14 protein-coding genes are annotated in these 14,478 nt (G+C 61.9%); 11 read left to right on the plus strand and 3 right to left on the minus strand.

The annotated features are described in order from the left end of the window. From L0U83_RS39715 to L0U83_RS39740, 6 genes are all read left to right on the plus strand, one after another. A complete protein-coding gene (locus L0U83_RS39715; RefSeq protein ID WP_233890078.1) occupies nt 1-1,104 on the plus strand; it encodes a ParB/RepB/Spo0J family partition protein in 1,104 nt (367 codons plus the stop codon). A 45-nt stretch (nt 1,105-1,149) separates the two neighbouring features. After that, entirely contained in the window at nt 1,150-1,851 is a 702-nt protein-coding gene (locus L0U83_RS39720) for a TrfB-related DNA-binding protein (RefSeq protein ID WP_233890079.1), read from the plus strand. Between the two features lie 712 nt (nt 1,852-2,563). Further along, the gene (locus tag L0U83_RS39725) at nt 2,564-3,829 is read left to right on the plus strand and encodes a replication initiation protein (protein WP_233890080.1); all 1,266 of its coding nucleotides are present in this window, start codon (nt 2,564-2,566) and stop codon (nt 3,827-3,829) included. 268 nt (nt 3,830-4,097) lie between these two features. After that, nucleotides 4,098-4,346 carry a hypothetical protein gene (locus L0U83_RS39730; RefSeq protein WP_233890081.1) on the plus strand — a complete coding sequence of 83 codons (249 nt, stop codon included), beginning with the start codon at nt 4,098-4,100 and terminating at the stop codon, nt 4,344-4,346. A 286-nt stretch (nt 4,347-4,632) separates the two neighbouring features. After that, entirely contained in the window at nt 4,633-5,694 is a 1,062-nt protein-coding gene (locus L0U83_RS39735; RefSeq protein ID WP_233890082.1) for a hypothetical protein, read from the plus strand. A 464-nt stretch (nt 5,695-6,158) separates the two neighbouring features. Beyond that, nucleotides 6,159-6,371 carry a hypothetical protein gene (locus L0U83_RS39740; RefSeq protein WP_233890083.1) on the plus strand — a complete coding sequence of 71 codons (213 nt, stop codon included), beginning with the start codon at nt 6,159-6,161 and terminating at the stop codon, nt 6,369-6,371. Nucleotides 6,372-6,677: 306 nt separating this feature from the next. On the opposite strand, the gene L0U83_RS39745 is transcribed toward L0U83_RS39740, so the two are convergent. The 3 genes from L0U83_RS39745 to L0U83_RS39755 form a co-directional block, all read right to left on the minus strand. Beyond that, complete coding sequence (locus L0U83_RS39745; protein ID WP_233890084.1) at nt 6,678-7,052, minus strand: hypothetical protein; 375 nt, start codon at nt 7,050-7,052, stop codon at nt 6,678-6,680. Nucleotides 7,053-7,187: 135 nt separating this feature from the next. Continuing rightward, on the minus strand, nt 7,188-7,496 hold the full coding sequence (locus L0U83_RS39750; protein WP_233890085.1) for an XRE family transcriptional regulator: 309 nt from the start codon (nt 7,494-7,496) through the stop codon (nt 7,188-7,190). A gap of 635 nt (nt 7,497-8,131) precedes the next feature. Continuing rightward, nucleotides 8,132-8,542: an antirestriction protein gene (locus tag L0U83_RS39755; RefSeq protein ID WP_233890086.1), complete on the minus strand. Its 411-nt coding sequence runs from the start codon at nt 8,540-8,542 to the stop codon at nt 8,132-8,134. Between the two features lie 192 nt (nt 8,543-8,734). Here L0U83_RS39755 and L0U83_RS39760 point away from each other — a divergent pair, with 192 nt between their 5' ends. The 5 genes from L0U83_RS39760 to L0U83_RS39780 all read left to right on the plus strand — a co-directional run bounded on the left by L0U83_RS39760 (nt 8,735) and on the right by L0U83_RS39780 (nt 13,999). Further along, a complete protein-coding gene (locus tag L0U83_RS39760; RefSeq protein ID WP_233890087.1) occupies nt 8,735-10,891 on the plus strand; it encodes a ParB/RepB/Spo0J family partition protein in 2,157 nt (718 codons plus the stop codon). Between the two features lie 121 nt (nt 10,892-11,012). Beyond that, on the plus strand, nt 11,013-11,903 hold the full coding sequence (locus tag L0U83_RS39765) for a hypothetical protein (protein ID WP_233890088.1): 891 nt from the start codon (nt 11,013-11,015) through the stop codon (nt 11,901-11,903). A 72-nt stretch (nt 11,904-11,975) separates the two neighbouring features. Next, nucleotides 11,976-12,167, plus strand: a complete 192-nt coding sequence (locus L0U83_RS39770; protein ID WP_233890089.1) for a hypothetical protein — start codon at nt 11,976-11,978, stop codon at nt 12,165-12,167. A 480-nt stretch (nt 12,168-12,647) separates the two neighbouring features. Further along, entirely contained in the window at nt 12,648-13,478 is an 831-nt protein-coding gene (locus L0U83_RS39775; RefSeq protein ID WP_233890090.1) for a DUF932 domain-containing protein, read from the plus strand. 92 nt (nt 13,479-13,570) lie between these two features. Then, on the plus strand, nt 13,571-13,999 hold the full coding sequence (locus L0U83_RS39780) for a hypothetical protein (protein WP_233890091.1): 429 nt from the start codon (nt 13,571-13,573) through the stop codon (nt 13,997-13,999). Nucleotides 14,000-14,478: the final 479 nt, after the last annotated feature.

Genomic DNA, 14,478 nt, shown 5'->3' on the forward strand with positions numbered 1-14,478 from the left:
ATGAACGCGAAAATGCCATTCGGTAATCTCGGCGTGATGCTCAAGGGCGGGCTCGGCCGCACAAGTCTGGAAGAACTGACGAAGCGGGCGCGCGAACAGACGCTGCCGCTGGACCAGATCCACATTCCCGCGCAGGAGCGCACGGAGTTCGAGGACGAAGACAATTCACTGCTCGAACTGGGTGAAAGCCTGAAGCGCTGGCAACTGCAGGCGATCGTGGTGCGCCCGCTCCAGGGGGCGACGCCGTATGAACTGGTTGCCGGCGAGCGTCGCTGCCGTGCGGCACGTCTGGTCGGCCTCACGGAACTGCGCGCCTACGTGATCGAACTCACTGACGAAGAAGCGAAGGACGCGCGACTGGCCGAAAACATCCAGCGCAAGAATCTCACCCTCATCGAGGAAGCGCGCGCGCTGCAGGCGGACGTTGAGCGCCTTGGAGTGCAGGCCACGCTCGTGCGCCGCCACAAGAGCCACGCATGGCTGTCCAAGCGCCTCGCTCTGCTGAACCTGCCGCAGCAGACCCAGCGCCTCGTTGCGGAACACATCAGCGCGGATATTGAAGTGATCAACCGCGTGAGGCAGATCGAGAAGCACGACCCGAAGGCAGCCGAAAGTCTGGTCAATAACCTGGAGGCGACGCGCGGTGAACAGCGTGCACGCACACAGGTCGACGCGGTACTGGAGACGGTCAAGCCGAGGAAGGCGCGCACCGCACCGGCTGCGGAGCTCAAGGCGGCACCCCAGAACGCTGCAGCCAAACCGGCTTCGCCCGTGGCCCAGCCCGCGGAAGGGCACGGCGTACAGGTCTTTAGCGTCCAGCTGCTCGATGAACTGTACGGCGCGCTCGGTGCCGAGGGGCAGACAGCGGCCGACGTACTTGAGAAAATGACGCCGGAAGTCAGGAAGGCGACCGCGCAATGGCTCGAAGACCATGCCGCACGCGCCCGCGAGGCGGACGACATGGGCCGTGCCGTGCTTGCCGGGCTGCGCGCCGGGACGTTCGCGCCTACCGGCGCCGGTGCCTTCGCATTGGCCGCCTTCCTTCATGGCGGACAGACGGGGCAGGGGTGCGAGCTCGCACAGATCCTGCGCTGTGTTCAGTAAAAACAGTCAGCCGCGGCGAAGGTCGCGGCCTCTACAGGTGTCATCATGGGTCGAGTTTCCACGAAACGGCTTTCTGCCGCTGCCTTTGCACGGCTAATGCCGTGGCTGATCAACCTCGACGAGAGGCGTATCGAAGCGGCACGCCGCGCGATCGTCAACAACGAGCGTCAGGCGGTCATCGCGAAAGACTTTGGCTGGACTCAGCAGGCCGTACACAATGCCGTCGCCACCATCTGGGGGCGTTTCGAAAAGGCCCATGAAGCTGGTTTCAACCCTGATGAGAGTGCCGAAGACGTCATCACCGAGGACATGGGGCCTGCAGACTGGTCCACAGTTCCCGACAGTGGCGGTGACAAGCGATTCAGTGGGCGCCTTAAAAAATCGGCGTGGACGCGCTTCGAGAACGGACTGGCTGATCTCGATTCCGATGTAGTACGCGTCGCGCGCATGGCGATCGTCGACGGCAGCTCGATGCGCGAGATCGCATCGGACTGCGAATGGACCCAGAAAGCCGTGCGTGAAGCGACCGAACAGGTGTGGATGCAGATCGTGCACCAGCGCCAGGCGCTTTTCCACACTACGCCATCCTCGCCAGCTTCTTCTGATGTACCCGAAGGTTGGGTAACGCTAGCGGTGCCGCCCGCACTTGTGGAGCAGTTCCGCGAACAGATCGAAGCCTGGCGTGCGTCACAAGCCGCGGCAACTTCCACAGCGGCAGCGCGCCGTCGCCCGCGCAACGCTGCTTGAGTGCCCGAACCACCGGAAACGCCCCCAAAACCACGACCTTTGAAGCGGTCCGAAGCAGGACAGCCGGGGAATTTGCGGGGGTTGCAGGCGAAAAGCCCCCGAAAGCACGACCTTTAACCGATGTATCTGAATGACGTATTGCGTCATGTTATAGGGTAAGGGTGAGTAAGAGTCTCTCTTAAGGTCATCGACGATTGAATTATGACGTGACGCGTCATGTAATCGCGTGCGCTTCTTGGTTTCAGGACGTTTCTATAAGAAACAACCGCTGTTGTTGTTACCTTTAAAAGACAACATCTTTAAAACCTTTAGCTCCCGAAAATCCCTTGAAATCAGGGGCCTGCGGCGCGAAAGGTCGTGGTTTCGGGTCCCAAAGGTCGTGATTTCGGGTTCGCTACGACGGCTGAGGGTCGTGGGTCTGGGGGCGACAGGTCGTGGTTTTGGGGGAAAGGTCGTGGTTTTGGGTTCCGTTGCGCCGAAACCGCGCGCCAACCGCAGCGCCCTGATTTCATTGAGGAACGGCGGTCCGGCAGGAAGCTTGTCCACAGCAGCTGCGCAGAGGTCGTGGTTTTGGGGGTGTTTCCGTGTGCAGCCGCCCTTCGGCCTTACGTCCAACCGGCGCCACGCGCAGCAATCAGTCTAAAGGTCGTAACCCTATGTGCCGTTAGGACGACCTATGGCAAACGTAAAAACGCATGTAATCCGCTCTACCATGCCCCGAAAAAAAACTTCGCTGTCCCTGCCGAATCGTCCGCTGCGCAAGGCCGCCGCCGCCATCCACGTGAGCGGTCAGCTCTCCTTGCTTGAGCGCAAGCTGGTCAACGTGATGCTGCTCAATGCCTATGACAAGCTGGGCACGCAGAAGGTATTCACCATTCCCACCGCCATGCTGATGGCGATGGTTGGATGGACCGGCAGCAAGAACGTGGACACGCTCAAGGCCGCGCTGTCGAACATCATGAGCACGCAGATTGAGTTCGACCTGCTGGAGACGGAGCACCATCCCGCACACTGGCGCAAGTCGAACATGATTGCCGAAGCCGAAATCGTTGGCGGCATTTGCAGCTATGAGTACCCCACGAAGCTCGCCGAGATGCTGGCCGATCCGGACGTCTATGCGCTGATCGACGTGAACGTTCAGAACCGCTTCAAGAAGGGCTCCGCGCTCACGCTCTACGAGAATTGCCTGCGCTTCAAGGGCGTTGGCCGGACCCGGTTTGTACCGCTGCAGGTGTGGCGCAAGCTTCTGGGTGCCGAGGCGGCGACCTATGACGAGTTCAAGCACTTCGCCAACATGGTGATCAAGCCGGCATTGGCGGAGGTCAACAAGGTGTCCAACATCCTTGTCGAGCCTGAGTACCGCAAGGAGGGCCGTCGCGTTGTTGAGATGCGCTTCATCATCACGCAGAACCCGCAGGGCCAGCTCCATGAGACTGTGCTGCCCAGCGCGCTCGAGGAGATCCGCGCAACGGAGACTTACCGCCGCATGATGCAGATCGGCCTGGGCGACATGCTGGCCGTCACGTGGATTCAGGCGGACGCCGCGCGCGCGGCGCAGACGATCGCGTATGTAGAGAAGAAGCTGAAGGACAAGGCGATCAAGAGCAACATTTCCGGATACGCGCGGCGCGTATTTGAAAGCGGCAGTTCGCTTGACCTGTTTCCGGATGATGCGGCACCGCCCGCACCGCAGGAGAGCGCAGCGCCCGCGTCTGACGAACTGGCTGCCGCCGAGGCGCGTGCCCGCGCTATCACCGCAGCGATCCTCGCGCTGTCAATCGAGCAGATGAACGCACACATTGACGCCTATGCAGAGCAGGGCGGCAAGACTTCGACGTATAACCGGGAGACGGGCAAATTCCGCAACGTGCTCCAGAAAACCGCATTCATGACCTGGCTGCGCGCACGCGTCGCGCCCGAAGTGGAAACGGCCACCCTCGCAGGGGCCGCCGTTGCGGGCGAAGCTATGGCCGCGTGACGCAGTTCGTTGTTTCTCTGGCTCAGCGCGCCTCCGAGGCCAGTGCGTTCGGATAGTGCCTCGCGAGAATGCGGTTCAGCTGTTCCACCAGTTCGGGGCGCCTGAACGCCACGCACACGCCGCAGTATGAATTTCCGCATCGGTCACATGAGGGGATGGGCCGAGCGGCAGGGCCGCATTGCGTAGGCGACGGGACCCACGCCGGGAGCTTCAGGGCTCACTGTTCGACCCCGCAGACATCGGCGGCATCAGTGACCCCGAAGCCGGCGTGCTCGAGGCGTTGGCCTTCCAGTACGCGGATCTGGTCATGAGTTGCGACATCGAGTACTCAAACGCAGTATGGCGTGCACGGCACGACGCGGTGACGGTGATGGCGCTCTTTCGACGCGGCGCTGGCACGGAGGACTACGAGGACATCATCACAGGGCTTGGCGAGCGCGTCGAATTCAGCGGGAGCGCGCTTTCCCGCGGGAGACGGAAGAAAGAAAATGGCAATCGAGTGTTCTACATTCTTTGATTTCTGACGGCGCGGATACGCTGAAGTTGTGCGATTCCCGTTGCCTCCGATTGCTTTCGGTCAACAAACGTGTCAGTTCTGGCCCGTCTATAAGCCTGAGAATCAGGGCGGAAGACAATTCAATGTCACTCGCATAAATTCACGATTTTCTCAGCAGATCGAATATCAACGCCTATCATGCTAATCGGTGCTCTTGAAGGTAGCTGGTAAGAATCGGGTTAATCCACGCTTTTAGTCTATACACCGACGTCGAAACGGTGCTGCCAACGACCATCAGGAGATGAGTATGCCAGTCCATGACGAATTGGTTGAAGTCGGAGGTACACGGATAGGTCCCGCATTTAACCAGGGCGAGCTCAGGACGTCTGGCACCACAGAAATCGAAGGCGCTAACATTTCAAATGGCTACTGCGCGGGCGTCGCTCTGGACTGGGCGCGCCGGGTATTACTGAGGGAGCCGGGACCCGATGAGAGCTATATGAGCTATTCGAAAGCCGGCTATGGTACGGCGGGTACGACAGGCAACCTGGAGTCCCGACAACGATCTACCGTTCGGCGTATGGCCAAAGCCTATAACGAGCAGGCCCCCCATTACGTGGCCAAAACGTACAAGGAAGAGTTACTGTTAAGGCTGCATGCGCTTCGTCAGCAACCACAGGTTGAATACGACGATCGAACGGGTGTACCTGTTCCGCAGGAAACTGCACGCATGTTTAGACACTATTGGGTTACCACTGGATGGCCTTTTACGAATTTTGAATTCGACGATGACCCGTCCGGCGTACTGCTGCATACCACGATCGATCAGCTACGACAGAATCTTCTATCACGCCCGGACAACCAGCATGAACCGTTTGTTGTTCTTGGGCGCAGTTGGGCGAATTTCGCTGCTACCGTCGATGAAAGATTCAGAGAGATACGATTCGCAGAGGGGAGAACAGCTTCCAAGAAGGGATTTAGTCGGCTCAAGGTCGTCAGATCGAGCGAGCCGAAAACCTTCGATGGTGGTGGTAATTGGTTGCATGTGCTGATGAATCGAGGGTTTTCGATCAATTGTTGTACCGTGATTTTTTTCCAGCCGACGGCCGGCGGTACTGGGCATGTGGTTGCGGTTCACCAAACAGCAGCAGACGCATTCGTTTTCTTTGATCCGAATTACGGGGCTTACCGGTATGCGCGGCAAGGCCTGCAGTACTGCCTTCAGCACCTTTTCTGGGCGCCGTGCGTGCACGCAGCGGAAGGCGTGATAGATGGCGGTAGGGCGGTGTATCTGCGCAGAAAAAGCATCCACGAGCCAGCAGTCGGTAGCTGGGACAGCGTGGCATACACCGTACTACAGCGAGCGTAAGCGACGAAGTCCTATAGATGTGACGCGTTCGACATGCGCGGGTTGCGCGTGCATTGGTTTGCGCGGCCCTGAGTCGCATGGCAGATTCAAGACGCAGTAGTGACGATCCCCGCCGGCTTCCGGTGAGTCAACGAACAAGAGTTTTTCGAAGCGCTGTATGCAGACGCGCGAGACATCATGCCCAGCAACAGCGCCAGCCCCTATTTCACGACGTGGGAAGCGAAGAGCTGGGCTGTCTGGGGATGGTCCGCGCCCGGCTACAGGAACCCGAGAGCCCACGAAAAGATGTTCGCACTGAAAGAAGGCGGGCTAGGGGAGGGGGTCTAGCGCGCCGCCAGACGCGGGAAGTGGATAGAAGAACACACCGCATTTAACAATCTACATGCTTGTTAAATGTGGTGTGTTCTGGTATGATGATTTTCATGGCCGGGCATTTCGCCCTGGCCCAAACCGGAGTCAATCCGATGAACCTCACCTACCTCGAAACCGCCGTTCTGGACACACCCGTATTCGGCTTCGCGTCAACCGACGTCAAGAATCCCTATGCCATGCTGTTCCGTCGCTACGTGGACGCGCGCGGCGCCGTGCGTTCGCGCTGCTCTGTCGTGAACTGCTCGACGCCGATCGAAGCCGAACAGGCGGTCCTGTCCCACGTCTTTGGCGCGAGCGTCCACTAACATGAAAATCGCAATCGGTATGAACCGCATCGATTTGCGGGAGCTTTTCAGGGCGCGACGCGTGATGCGCGCAGACGGTGCCAACCGCGTCTGGTCACTGCGTATGCGCGTCATGGCACGGCAGGCGCTACACGAATGCGAGTCGCGCATCCACTGTGAACTCGCCGCGGGTGCACGTCACCGCCCCGCATAAACCTTGAAACGGTGCCCGGCGTAATCCGGGCGCTCATTCGCGCGGCGCTTCGCGCCGCCTTCCATCTATCTCCCTCCAGATGTGCCGCACGCCGCCTCGCCGGCGCGCGCCACCTAGCGCCGCGGCGTGAATCTTTCGATAAAGGATGGACCTGGCTTCGCGTCCTGGAAAAAAGTCTCGGCGCGCGCGCGGCGGGCCTCAGTGGTCGTGAGGTGCGGGCTGTCCTTCTGGATCTGCTCGAGCGACGGCGCAGCGTGCCCTTTGTTGTCTGCCGTGCCGTGTACGTTGGGCGCGGCCGCCGCTTCTGTCACGACCGATACTGGCGCGAGATCCACGGTCCGGGCATTTTTGCGCAATCGACTGCGCACACGCTTGAGCGCCGTTTCGAGGGTCGGTAGCGCGATCGCCATCCCGGCCGCATTGAGCGTCGCCACGAGCTCGCTGCGGTACACACCTACGCTTCGCGCAGCCTCGATCACGTCGATCACGTCGGCTACCTGACTTGTGATTGAGCGCGACGGGCCTGCGAGTGCCTGGCGCGTCCTTGCCTCCAGTTCCACCAGCAGCTGCTGTGCGTCGTCGCGCCTGTTTGTCCGCATGCGTTCTCCGTCGTCTGTCACGGCTTATTCCTGGTCCCAGATCGGGCCATAGCCCGCCTTGTAGGCGAGAAGCGCCCACAGCGAATACGGAATCGCCGTGGCGCCACCGATCCACTGGCGCACCTTGCGGCTGCCGCCTTCAGCCTTGCGCGCGTCCGGATCATTCCACGCGGTCCCCGGGCGGTGCGTCGTCAGGCCAAGAAAGGCCGCCGTCTGGGAGGACGACCAGCCCAGGTGCCGCACGAGTGCGGCCACTTCCTCGCCGGTTGGTGGCGTCCAGCTCGCTGCCGACCGAAAGCATTCTGGCCGGATAGGGAGATTTTGCGTATCCATCGTTTTCGTCCTGTTGTGCCTTGCCCCATCGTGGCGGCATCAGGCGTTAGTTTATCCAGCCCGCGCCACGGCGCGGGAAAGTGCAGCCTTGCGGCTGCGGAAAATGCGGCCTGCCGCCCCCATTCGGGCGCGGCAGGCCTGCGCCGCGCGAATCTTGCAGCCCAGACAAAGGACAGCAGTCTACGCACGCGTGCGCGCCGGCCATACGGCCGGCGAAAAGACAATCCAGCTCCCGCTTGCGCGGGAGATTCACGCAGCCTCCGGCTGCGCGAGGAACAGCACGCCACGCGCCGTGCAGCGCCGGCCGCACAGGGTGTTTCCTTGCATCCAGCCCCCGCGCTCGCGCGCGGGGGAGTCACGCGGCCTGCGGCCGCTTGCCTGGGCACACCCACCGTGCGCGATGGCCGTACCGGATTGCCCCGGCGCTACGCACCGGGTCGCCGCTCTCCCCAGTGCCTGCGGCACCGGGTCCCCGTGCGGCTCAATCCGGGCGCGACGGCGCGCGCGATCCGCCCGCGGTCCGGCTAACGCCCCCGGCTAGCAGGGGGAGGGGGTGCCTGCACTCCCTGCCTTGCCCGACAGGTCGAGTCGCGCCCAGGGCGGCCTGCCCCTGGGCGCGGGGCTGTGGGTCGGCGTCAGTCAATCGCCCCGAAGATCGCGGCATATTCCCGGTGCGTCGTCGCAAAATCCCGCAGTAAGTAGTACTCGTTAATCAGACTGTCTTCCTGCGTCTGGTTCGCCAACTGGTTCAGCATGTAGAGCGTAAAGATGATGCCTGCAGCGTCAGCCGTCACCTCGCCCGTGAAGCCGTTCAAGTTGCACGTGATGGCGAATCGTTTGGTTGTGCGCGGCGCGAGATAGAAGCCGCCGTTGGATAGTTCAAGGAACTCCCACACACCGCCGTCGTAATCCGACAGAACAGAGGCCCAGCGATACACCAGCGCTTCGCCAGTGATGAGGCGCGCCCCCAAATGCTTAGGCAGGAAGGACAGGCGGCGGTCTTCGGGTACAGGGGATGCAGTGACAGGATTGGTTGCTTCGATCATCGGGCTGGGTTCCGGTATGCGGCCAGGGCGGTGTGCGCGGCCATGAATGAAATCATACAGGAGTCGTCTCATAAAGACAAGCATATAGCTTGTAAATAGTTGGGGCGTGGTTGTTGCGTACGCCCGCATTCTATCGCATTAAAACAAGTTCTACGCTTGTTAAACGTTAGGGGAGGTGATAAGATGCTTCACATGACCGGGCAATACTGCTCTGGTCGAAACCGGAGAAATCTAATGCCTGCAGTTTCCGACGCCACCCTTGCCACTACGACCCCCATCGCCGCAGCCGAAACGGCTGGGCGCATCGAGTATGTGCCGCTCAAGCAACTCACGGTGTCGCCGCACAACGTTCGCAAAACTGAACTTACCGAAATTCCTGGGCTGGCCGAGAACATTGCAGCGCAGGGCGTGAACCAGAATCTTGTCGTCCACCGAATTGCGGGCAAGCGGGGCAAGAATGCGCAGTTGGGTGTCTGCGCGGGTCAGCGCCGCCTGGCTGCTTTGCAACTGCTGCTCGAACAGGGGCGCATCACGGACGCGTACCAGGTGCCCGTGCTGATCGTCGCGGAAGCAGATGCGCTGCTGCGCTCCCTGAGCGAGAACAAGCAACGCAGCGACATGCACCCGGCCGACACGGCGCTGGCGTTTTCCCTGTTGCTGCAGGATGGCCGGGAGGCCGGATTTATTGCATCGGTGTTCGGAGTGTCGGAGGCGGCTGTGCGTCGCCACGTCAAGCTCGCAAGCCTCGCACCGAAACTGATGGACCTGTTTCGCACGGACGAAATGGATTGGGACCAGGCGACGACGCTTGTCCTCGCATCGGACCACGAAACGCAGGAACGCATCTGGTTCGGCGCACAGCAGTCCTGGCAGCGTCAACCGTACCATCTGCGCGAAGCCATCATTGGAGACGAAACGGACATCCGCACCAGCGACACGCTGCGCTTTGTGACGGTTGAAGCCTACGAGGCGGCAGGCGGGTATGTGCGTCGCGACCTGTTCAGCGGGGAAGATGCTGGCTACATCGCTGACCATGAATTGCTCAACCGCCTGGTGGCGGAAAAGCTCGAAGCCGCCGCCGCCGAAGTCCGGAACGAAGGCTGGCAGTGGATCGAGGTCCGCGCACGCGGCGGACAGCAGGAACTGGTGTTCTTCGGCCAGGACCGGCCCGCGATGCGTGACATGACACCGGACGAGGAAGCCACCCGAAAGGCGCTGGCCGAGCAGGTTGAGCAGACAGGCGCGGCGCTGTGCGAGTACTACGACAGCGAGTGCGAGGCCGACGAGGAACTTGAAAGCCGGTTGTCTGATGCCGAGGACGCAGCAAAGGAAGCGCTCGAATCATTCGACCTTAGCCTGCAGGCGTGGACTGACGCGCAGAAGCAGGCTGCAGGGGCATTTGTGATGGTTGGCAGGGGCGGGGAGCTTGTCGTGAAGCGTGGCCTTCTGCGACGCGAACAGGCGGCAACCGGCAGCGTCCCCTCAGTGACCGCCGCACAAGCACCGAAGAAGGCGAAGCCCGAACTCAGCGAGGCACTGTGCCGCCGACTGACCGCGCACCGCACCGCTGCCGTGCGCGTCGAGCTTGCGGCTAACCCACGCGTCGCTATCGCCGTTCTGCTGCACAGGCTGATCCCGAAGGTGTTTGACGGGCGACTTGGCGCACTGCGCCATTCGAGCGCGCTGCAGATGGACGTGCGGCCTACTGACGATGCCATGGTGCGTGCAGCCGACGATCTGGCGGAAAGCGCTGTCTGGCAGGAAATCCAGTCTCAGCGCGACAAGTGGCGCAACCTGATGCCGTCGAACCCCGAGCACCTGATGCCGTGGCTGATGGAGGCTGACGACGATATCACCACGGGGCTGCTTGCCTACTGCGTGGCGGCGCTCATGGACGGCGTGAGCGGTACGGACCAGCCCCACGCAATTAACCTGGTATCGGAGGCGCTTGAGCTTGACATGACGCGGCACTGGCAGGTGTCGGCAGGCGGCTACCTCAACCACGTATCGAAAGATCGCATCGGGCAGGCCGTGACGGAGGCGGTTGGCGGCGAAGCGGCAGCGGCCCTCACCGGCATGAAGAAGGGCGAAGCAGTCAAGGCGGCAGAGGCGCGGCTCGCCGGGACCGGCTGGCTTCCAGGCGTGCTGCGCAATCGTGAAGTGCCTGCCATCCCGAGTTACTACATGGGCTCCAATGACGCAATGGACGACGACGCTGACGAGGAAGCCGAGGAAGCGGCAGACGCAGCGCCCGACGACGCGCCGGTGAGCGGTGCGCCGGAAGAGGACCGCGAACCCGCCGCCACGTCCGAGGCGCGCGAGGATGAAACGATGGCGATGGCCGCTTGATCGGACGCTTGACCTACACCGAAACCCCGCCACGTGCGGGGTTTTTTGCGACACGATCCACGGCATGGAAGCGAAATATAAACAAGCGCAACACTTGTATATAATGTGGGGAGCCGGTACAATGCATCGCATGACCGGGCTTCCTGCCCTGGCCGAAACCGGAGCCAACATGAGCGAACTGATGAACGCACCGACCGGAAGCAATAACCCGGCCCTTCACCCAGAGGTCGCGCTGCGCGCGACATGGACCGCCGAAGGCGTGCCACTGGCACGCCACGACGAACTGATTGCCCAGATCACCGCGAAGGGGGCACCTGGCGCGAAGGTCGGGCCGTTCACTATCCCTGCTCACATCGCGCCGCGCGTCAGCGCCCCCCATGGGCAGGGCGCGTTCCGGCTCGGTTACCACGCCGTAGCCAAACCTTTTCACGAAGTGGTCCTGCACGCTTTCCCCTGGAACGTACCCGGACGCGAGCCGTTGAGTGTTGATGTCGCGCGATGGTGCGCCGACGACGCTGGACAGTGTGACGCGTTGCAGGACGTTGTGAGAAACCTGGCCACGGCAGGCACGCTCGCCGCTTCCCCGACGCTCGCCGGTGCACTGGAAGCGGCCCTGGCAGCCGTGCCGGACGGGGCCAGCGATAGAGGCATCGCGCCCACGGCAGCGGTGCGGGAAAAGCTTGCCACGGCACTGCGGCTCGCGCGCACGCGCCCCTGGCTGAATCCGGCGCAGCGCGCGGTGCTCGCCAGCTACGCGGGAGGCGAGTTCGCACACCTTGCCAAGCTTGAGCGCGAGGAAGAATACCGGCACGAACAGAAGCAGTGCCGTGACTCGCTGTTGAGCTTTCTGCTGGTTGAGCTAGCAACGTCCGAGGACTGCGACACGCGAGACGAGGCCGAGCGGCGCGTATGTGCCGCCATTCGCGACCTGCGTGCGGTGCGCGACAGCCTGCGCGCCGCCCCGGACTGGCAACCCTGGGAGAACCCCGTCGAAATCACGGACGGACTTTAAACGGCTAGCTTGCCTGGGCGGGATGCTACCCGCCCGGGTGTATCCCCTGGCGTATCGATATGGAGGTTGACGATGGAATTCTTCGGGCGTGACGCAGCAATCTCGCTTGCTGTCCTTGCAGCGGACGAGAGCGGATTGCCCCAGACGGTCTATTCCGCGCCGTTCACGGCAGGCTGGGCTAACACGCACTCGCTTGCGCGCGTCCTTGACGAGCCTGGCAGCGTCGTTTTTGTGACCATGCTGCCGCGCCGCTACTTCCTCTGATCACGGGACCGTCCGCAAGACGGTCTTCGCCACTCCAGCCCCCGCGCTCTCGCGCGGGGGAATCACGCAGCCTGCGGCTGCTTGCCACGAAACACCGCCCCCGCACCACGTCTGTACCGGATTGTCCCGGCGCTACGCACCGGGTCGCCGCTCTCCCCAGTGCCTGCGGCACCGGGTCCCCGTGCGGCTCAATCCGGGCGCGGCGGCGCGCGCGTTAGGCCAGCGGTCCACTCTGCCCAGATAGCTTGCAGGAAGGGGGTATGCCCGGCCTTACGTGGCTAAAAAATTGTTCGGAGTCCATTACATCTGGTTGTAACGAAGCGAAATATAAACACTATAAACAAGCACGATACTTGTTGAAAAAAGACGACCGACCTGGAATAATAACTACATCGACGCACTGCACAGCGCGACGATAGCCGGAGGAAAGCGGCAGCAACCGCCCCCCGGCTCCCTGAAAACCTAGCTGGAGTTAATCACATGCGACTCGCATCCAAGTTTGGCCGTAACGCCCATGAGTACCGTTCCGAAGTCCCGTTGACCGAAGACCAGATGCGCGCCGTTGCGCCCTCGATCTTCGCGCGCGAAGCGCACGAAAGCCGCTCGGAGCGCTATGCGTATATCTCGACTGGCGATGTGCTCGCCAAGCTTCAGGACGAGGGTTTTTCGCCTTTCATGGTCGCGCAGACCCGCGTTCGTGACGACGCGAACCGCGACTACACGAAACACATGATCCGGCTCCGCCACGTCAACCAGATCACGGCGGCAGGGGCAAACGAGATCATTTTGCTCAACAGCCACAACGGCAGCAGCTCGTACCAGATGCTCGCGGGCCACTTTCGCCACATCTGCAAAAACGGCATGGTTTGCGGCGACGTGCTTGACGACATTCGCATTCCCCACAAGGGCGACGTGGTGGACAACGTGATTGAGGGCGCAATTCGCGTGCTCAGTTCGTTCGAAGCGGTAGACGAGCAGCGCGAAGGCATGCAGGCGCTGACGCTGAGCGAGGCAGAGCAGACCGTTTTCGCGCGCGCTGCCCTCTCGCTCAAGTACGAGCCGAGCGACACGACGCCGCCGCCCGTCACCGAGCGCCAGTTGTTGGGTGTGCGCCGCTGGGAGGATCGCGCGCCGGATCTTTGGACAACCTTGAACAAAGTTCAGGAAAACATCGTTCGTGGCGGCCTCAACGGACGCAACGCGGCAGGCCGCCGCAGCATGACGCGCCCGGTTACGGGCATTGACCAGAATGTGAAGCTTAACCGCGCGCTGTGGATTCTCGCCGAGGAAATGCGCCAACTGAAGGGCTAAGCCCTTGACCGACCGGGCAGGCGTCGAGCTTGCCCGGTTGATCCGGACAGACTGACAGGCAGAACATGAAACAGCACGGAGCGGGTGAGAGCATGAACAAGGTTTTCTATGTGCCTGGCACGGCGCACGCCATCGACTACGCGCGCGAGACGCAGGACGGGCGGTTTATTTCCTACTGGCAAGGCCGCACGCTGGAAGAGATCGCGGAGGACTACCCCGGCGCGATTCTGTGCGATGAGGCGGAATTTCTCCGGCAGCAGTCCGCCATGTTGAAGCAGTCACCGCAGGCGATAACGGAGCGTGAGTATTACGAAGCGCTAGAGGTATTGCCGCCGCTGAACTGGCAGGGTGGGGGCGGGTTCGAGTCGTTCATGTCGTGCGAGTTTTACAGCGGAAACGTCACGTATATCTATCTCCGCAACCGCGCGAGCGGCCAGCACTGGAAGATGCGAGACGATGCGGGCCTTTCACACGATGACATCGTGCGCAGCGTGAGCGTGCAACCGTGCGGGCAGGCGTGACCATATACCGGATCTATCAGCCTGGCGCGCATTCAGTCTACTGCACCACCGCGCAGCAGGTCGCGCAGCAATGCCGCACGGCCATGCAGCGCAACTTGCACGGCCTCATCTATCTCAGGCGCGGCGAGGCATGGTCACTGCTCGCACGCTTTGAACCGTGGTACGGAATCGTATTGGCCTAGACCACGCCAGATTTATCGACCGGGAACGGCGCAGGCGCGCTAGAATTCCGGGTGCCGAATCCGTTTGACTCCAGCTAGGTTTAACGGCAGGCAGGGCGGGGCGTGTTGCTGCACACCCCGCCATTTTCTTTTGGGCCGCGTCCTCCGCGCCCTTGCGCCCCTCACGCGCGAACTTATCCCGCCACCCCCAAGCCGCCCCCCCTCTCTGCAAGCCATCATAGAGCAGCCGCGCACCGCTACCGCATGGCGCGCGCCGTCGCGCCCGGATTGAGCCGCACGGGGACCCGGTGCCGCAGG

Origin of the sequence: Paraburkholderia flagellata (assembly GCF_021390645.1) — a bacterium.
GTDB lineage: Bacteria > Pseudomonadota > Gammaproteobacteria > Burkholderiales > Burkholderiaceae > Paraburkholderia > Paraburkholderia flagellata.

Excerpts from the sequence above, each read along its gene's own strand:
- L0U83_RS39770 (WP_233890089.1), top strand. The coding sequence starts at position 11,976 with ATGGAATTCTTCGGGCGTGACGCAGCAATCTCGCTTGCTGTCCTTGCA.
- L0U83_RS39775 (WP_233890090.1), top strand. The coding sequence starts at position 12,648 with ATGCGACTCGCATCCAAGTTTGGCCGTAACGCCCATGAGTACCGTTCC.
- L0U83_RS39720 (WP_233890079.1), top strand. The coding sequence starts at position 1,150 with ATGGGTCGAGTTTCCACGAAACGGCTTTCTGCCGCTGCCTTTGCACGG.
- L0U83_RS39750 (WP_233890085.1), bottom strand. The coding sequence starts at position 7,496 with ATGGATACGCAAAATCTCCCTATCCGGCCAGAATGCTTTCGGTCGGCA.
- L0U83_RS39725 (WP_233890080.1), top strand. The coding sequence starts at position 2,564 with ATGCCCCGAAAAAAAACTTCGCTGTCCCTGCCGAATCGTCCGCTGCGC.
- L0U83_RS39780 (WP_233890091.1), top strand. The coding sequence starts at position 13,571 with ATGAACAAGGTTTTCTATGTGCCTGGCACGGCGCACGCCATCGACTAC.
- L0U83_RS39765 (WP_233890088.1), top strand. The coding sequence starts at position 11,013 with ATGCATCGCATGACCGGGCTTCCTGCCCTGGCCGAAACCGGAGCCAAC.
- L0U83_RS39715 (WP_233890078.1), top strand. The coding sequence starts at position 1 with ATGAACGCGAAAATGCCATTCGGTAATCTCGGCGTGATGCTCAAGGGC.
- L0U83_RS39755 (WP_233890086.1), bottom strand. The coding sequence starts at position 8,542 with ATGATCGAAGCAACCAATCCTGTCACTGCATCCCCTGTACCCGAAGAC.
- L0U83_RS39735 (WP_233890082.1), top strand. The coding sequence starts at position 4,633 with ATGCCAGTCCATGACGAATTGGTTGAAGTCGGAGGTACACGGATAGGT.
- L0U83_RS39740 (WP_233890083.1), top strand. The coding sequence starts at position 6,159 with ATGAACCTCACCTACCTCGAAACCGCCGTTCTGGACACACCCGTATTC.
- L0U83_RS39760 (WP_233890087.1), top strand. The coding sequence starts at position 8,735 with ATGACCGGGCAATACTGCTCTGGTCGAAACCGGAGAAATCTAATGCCT.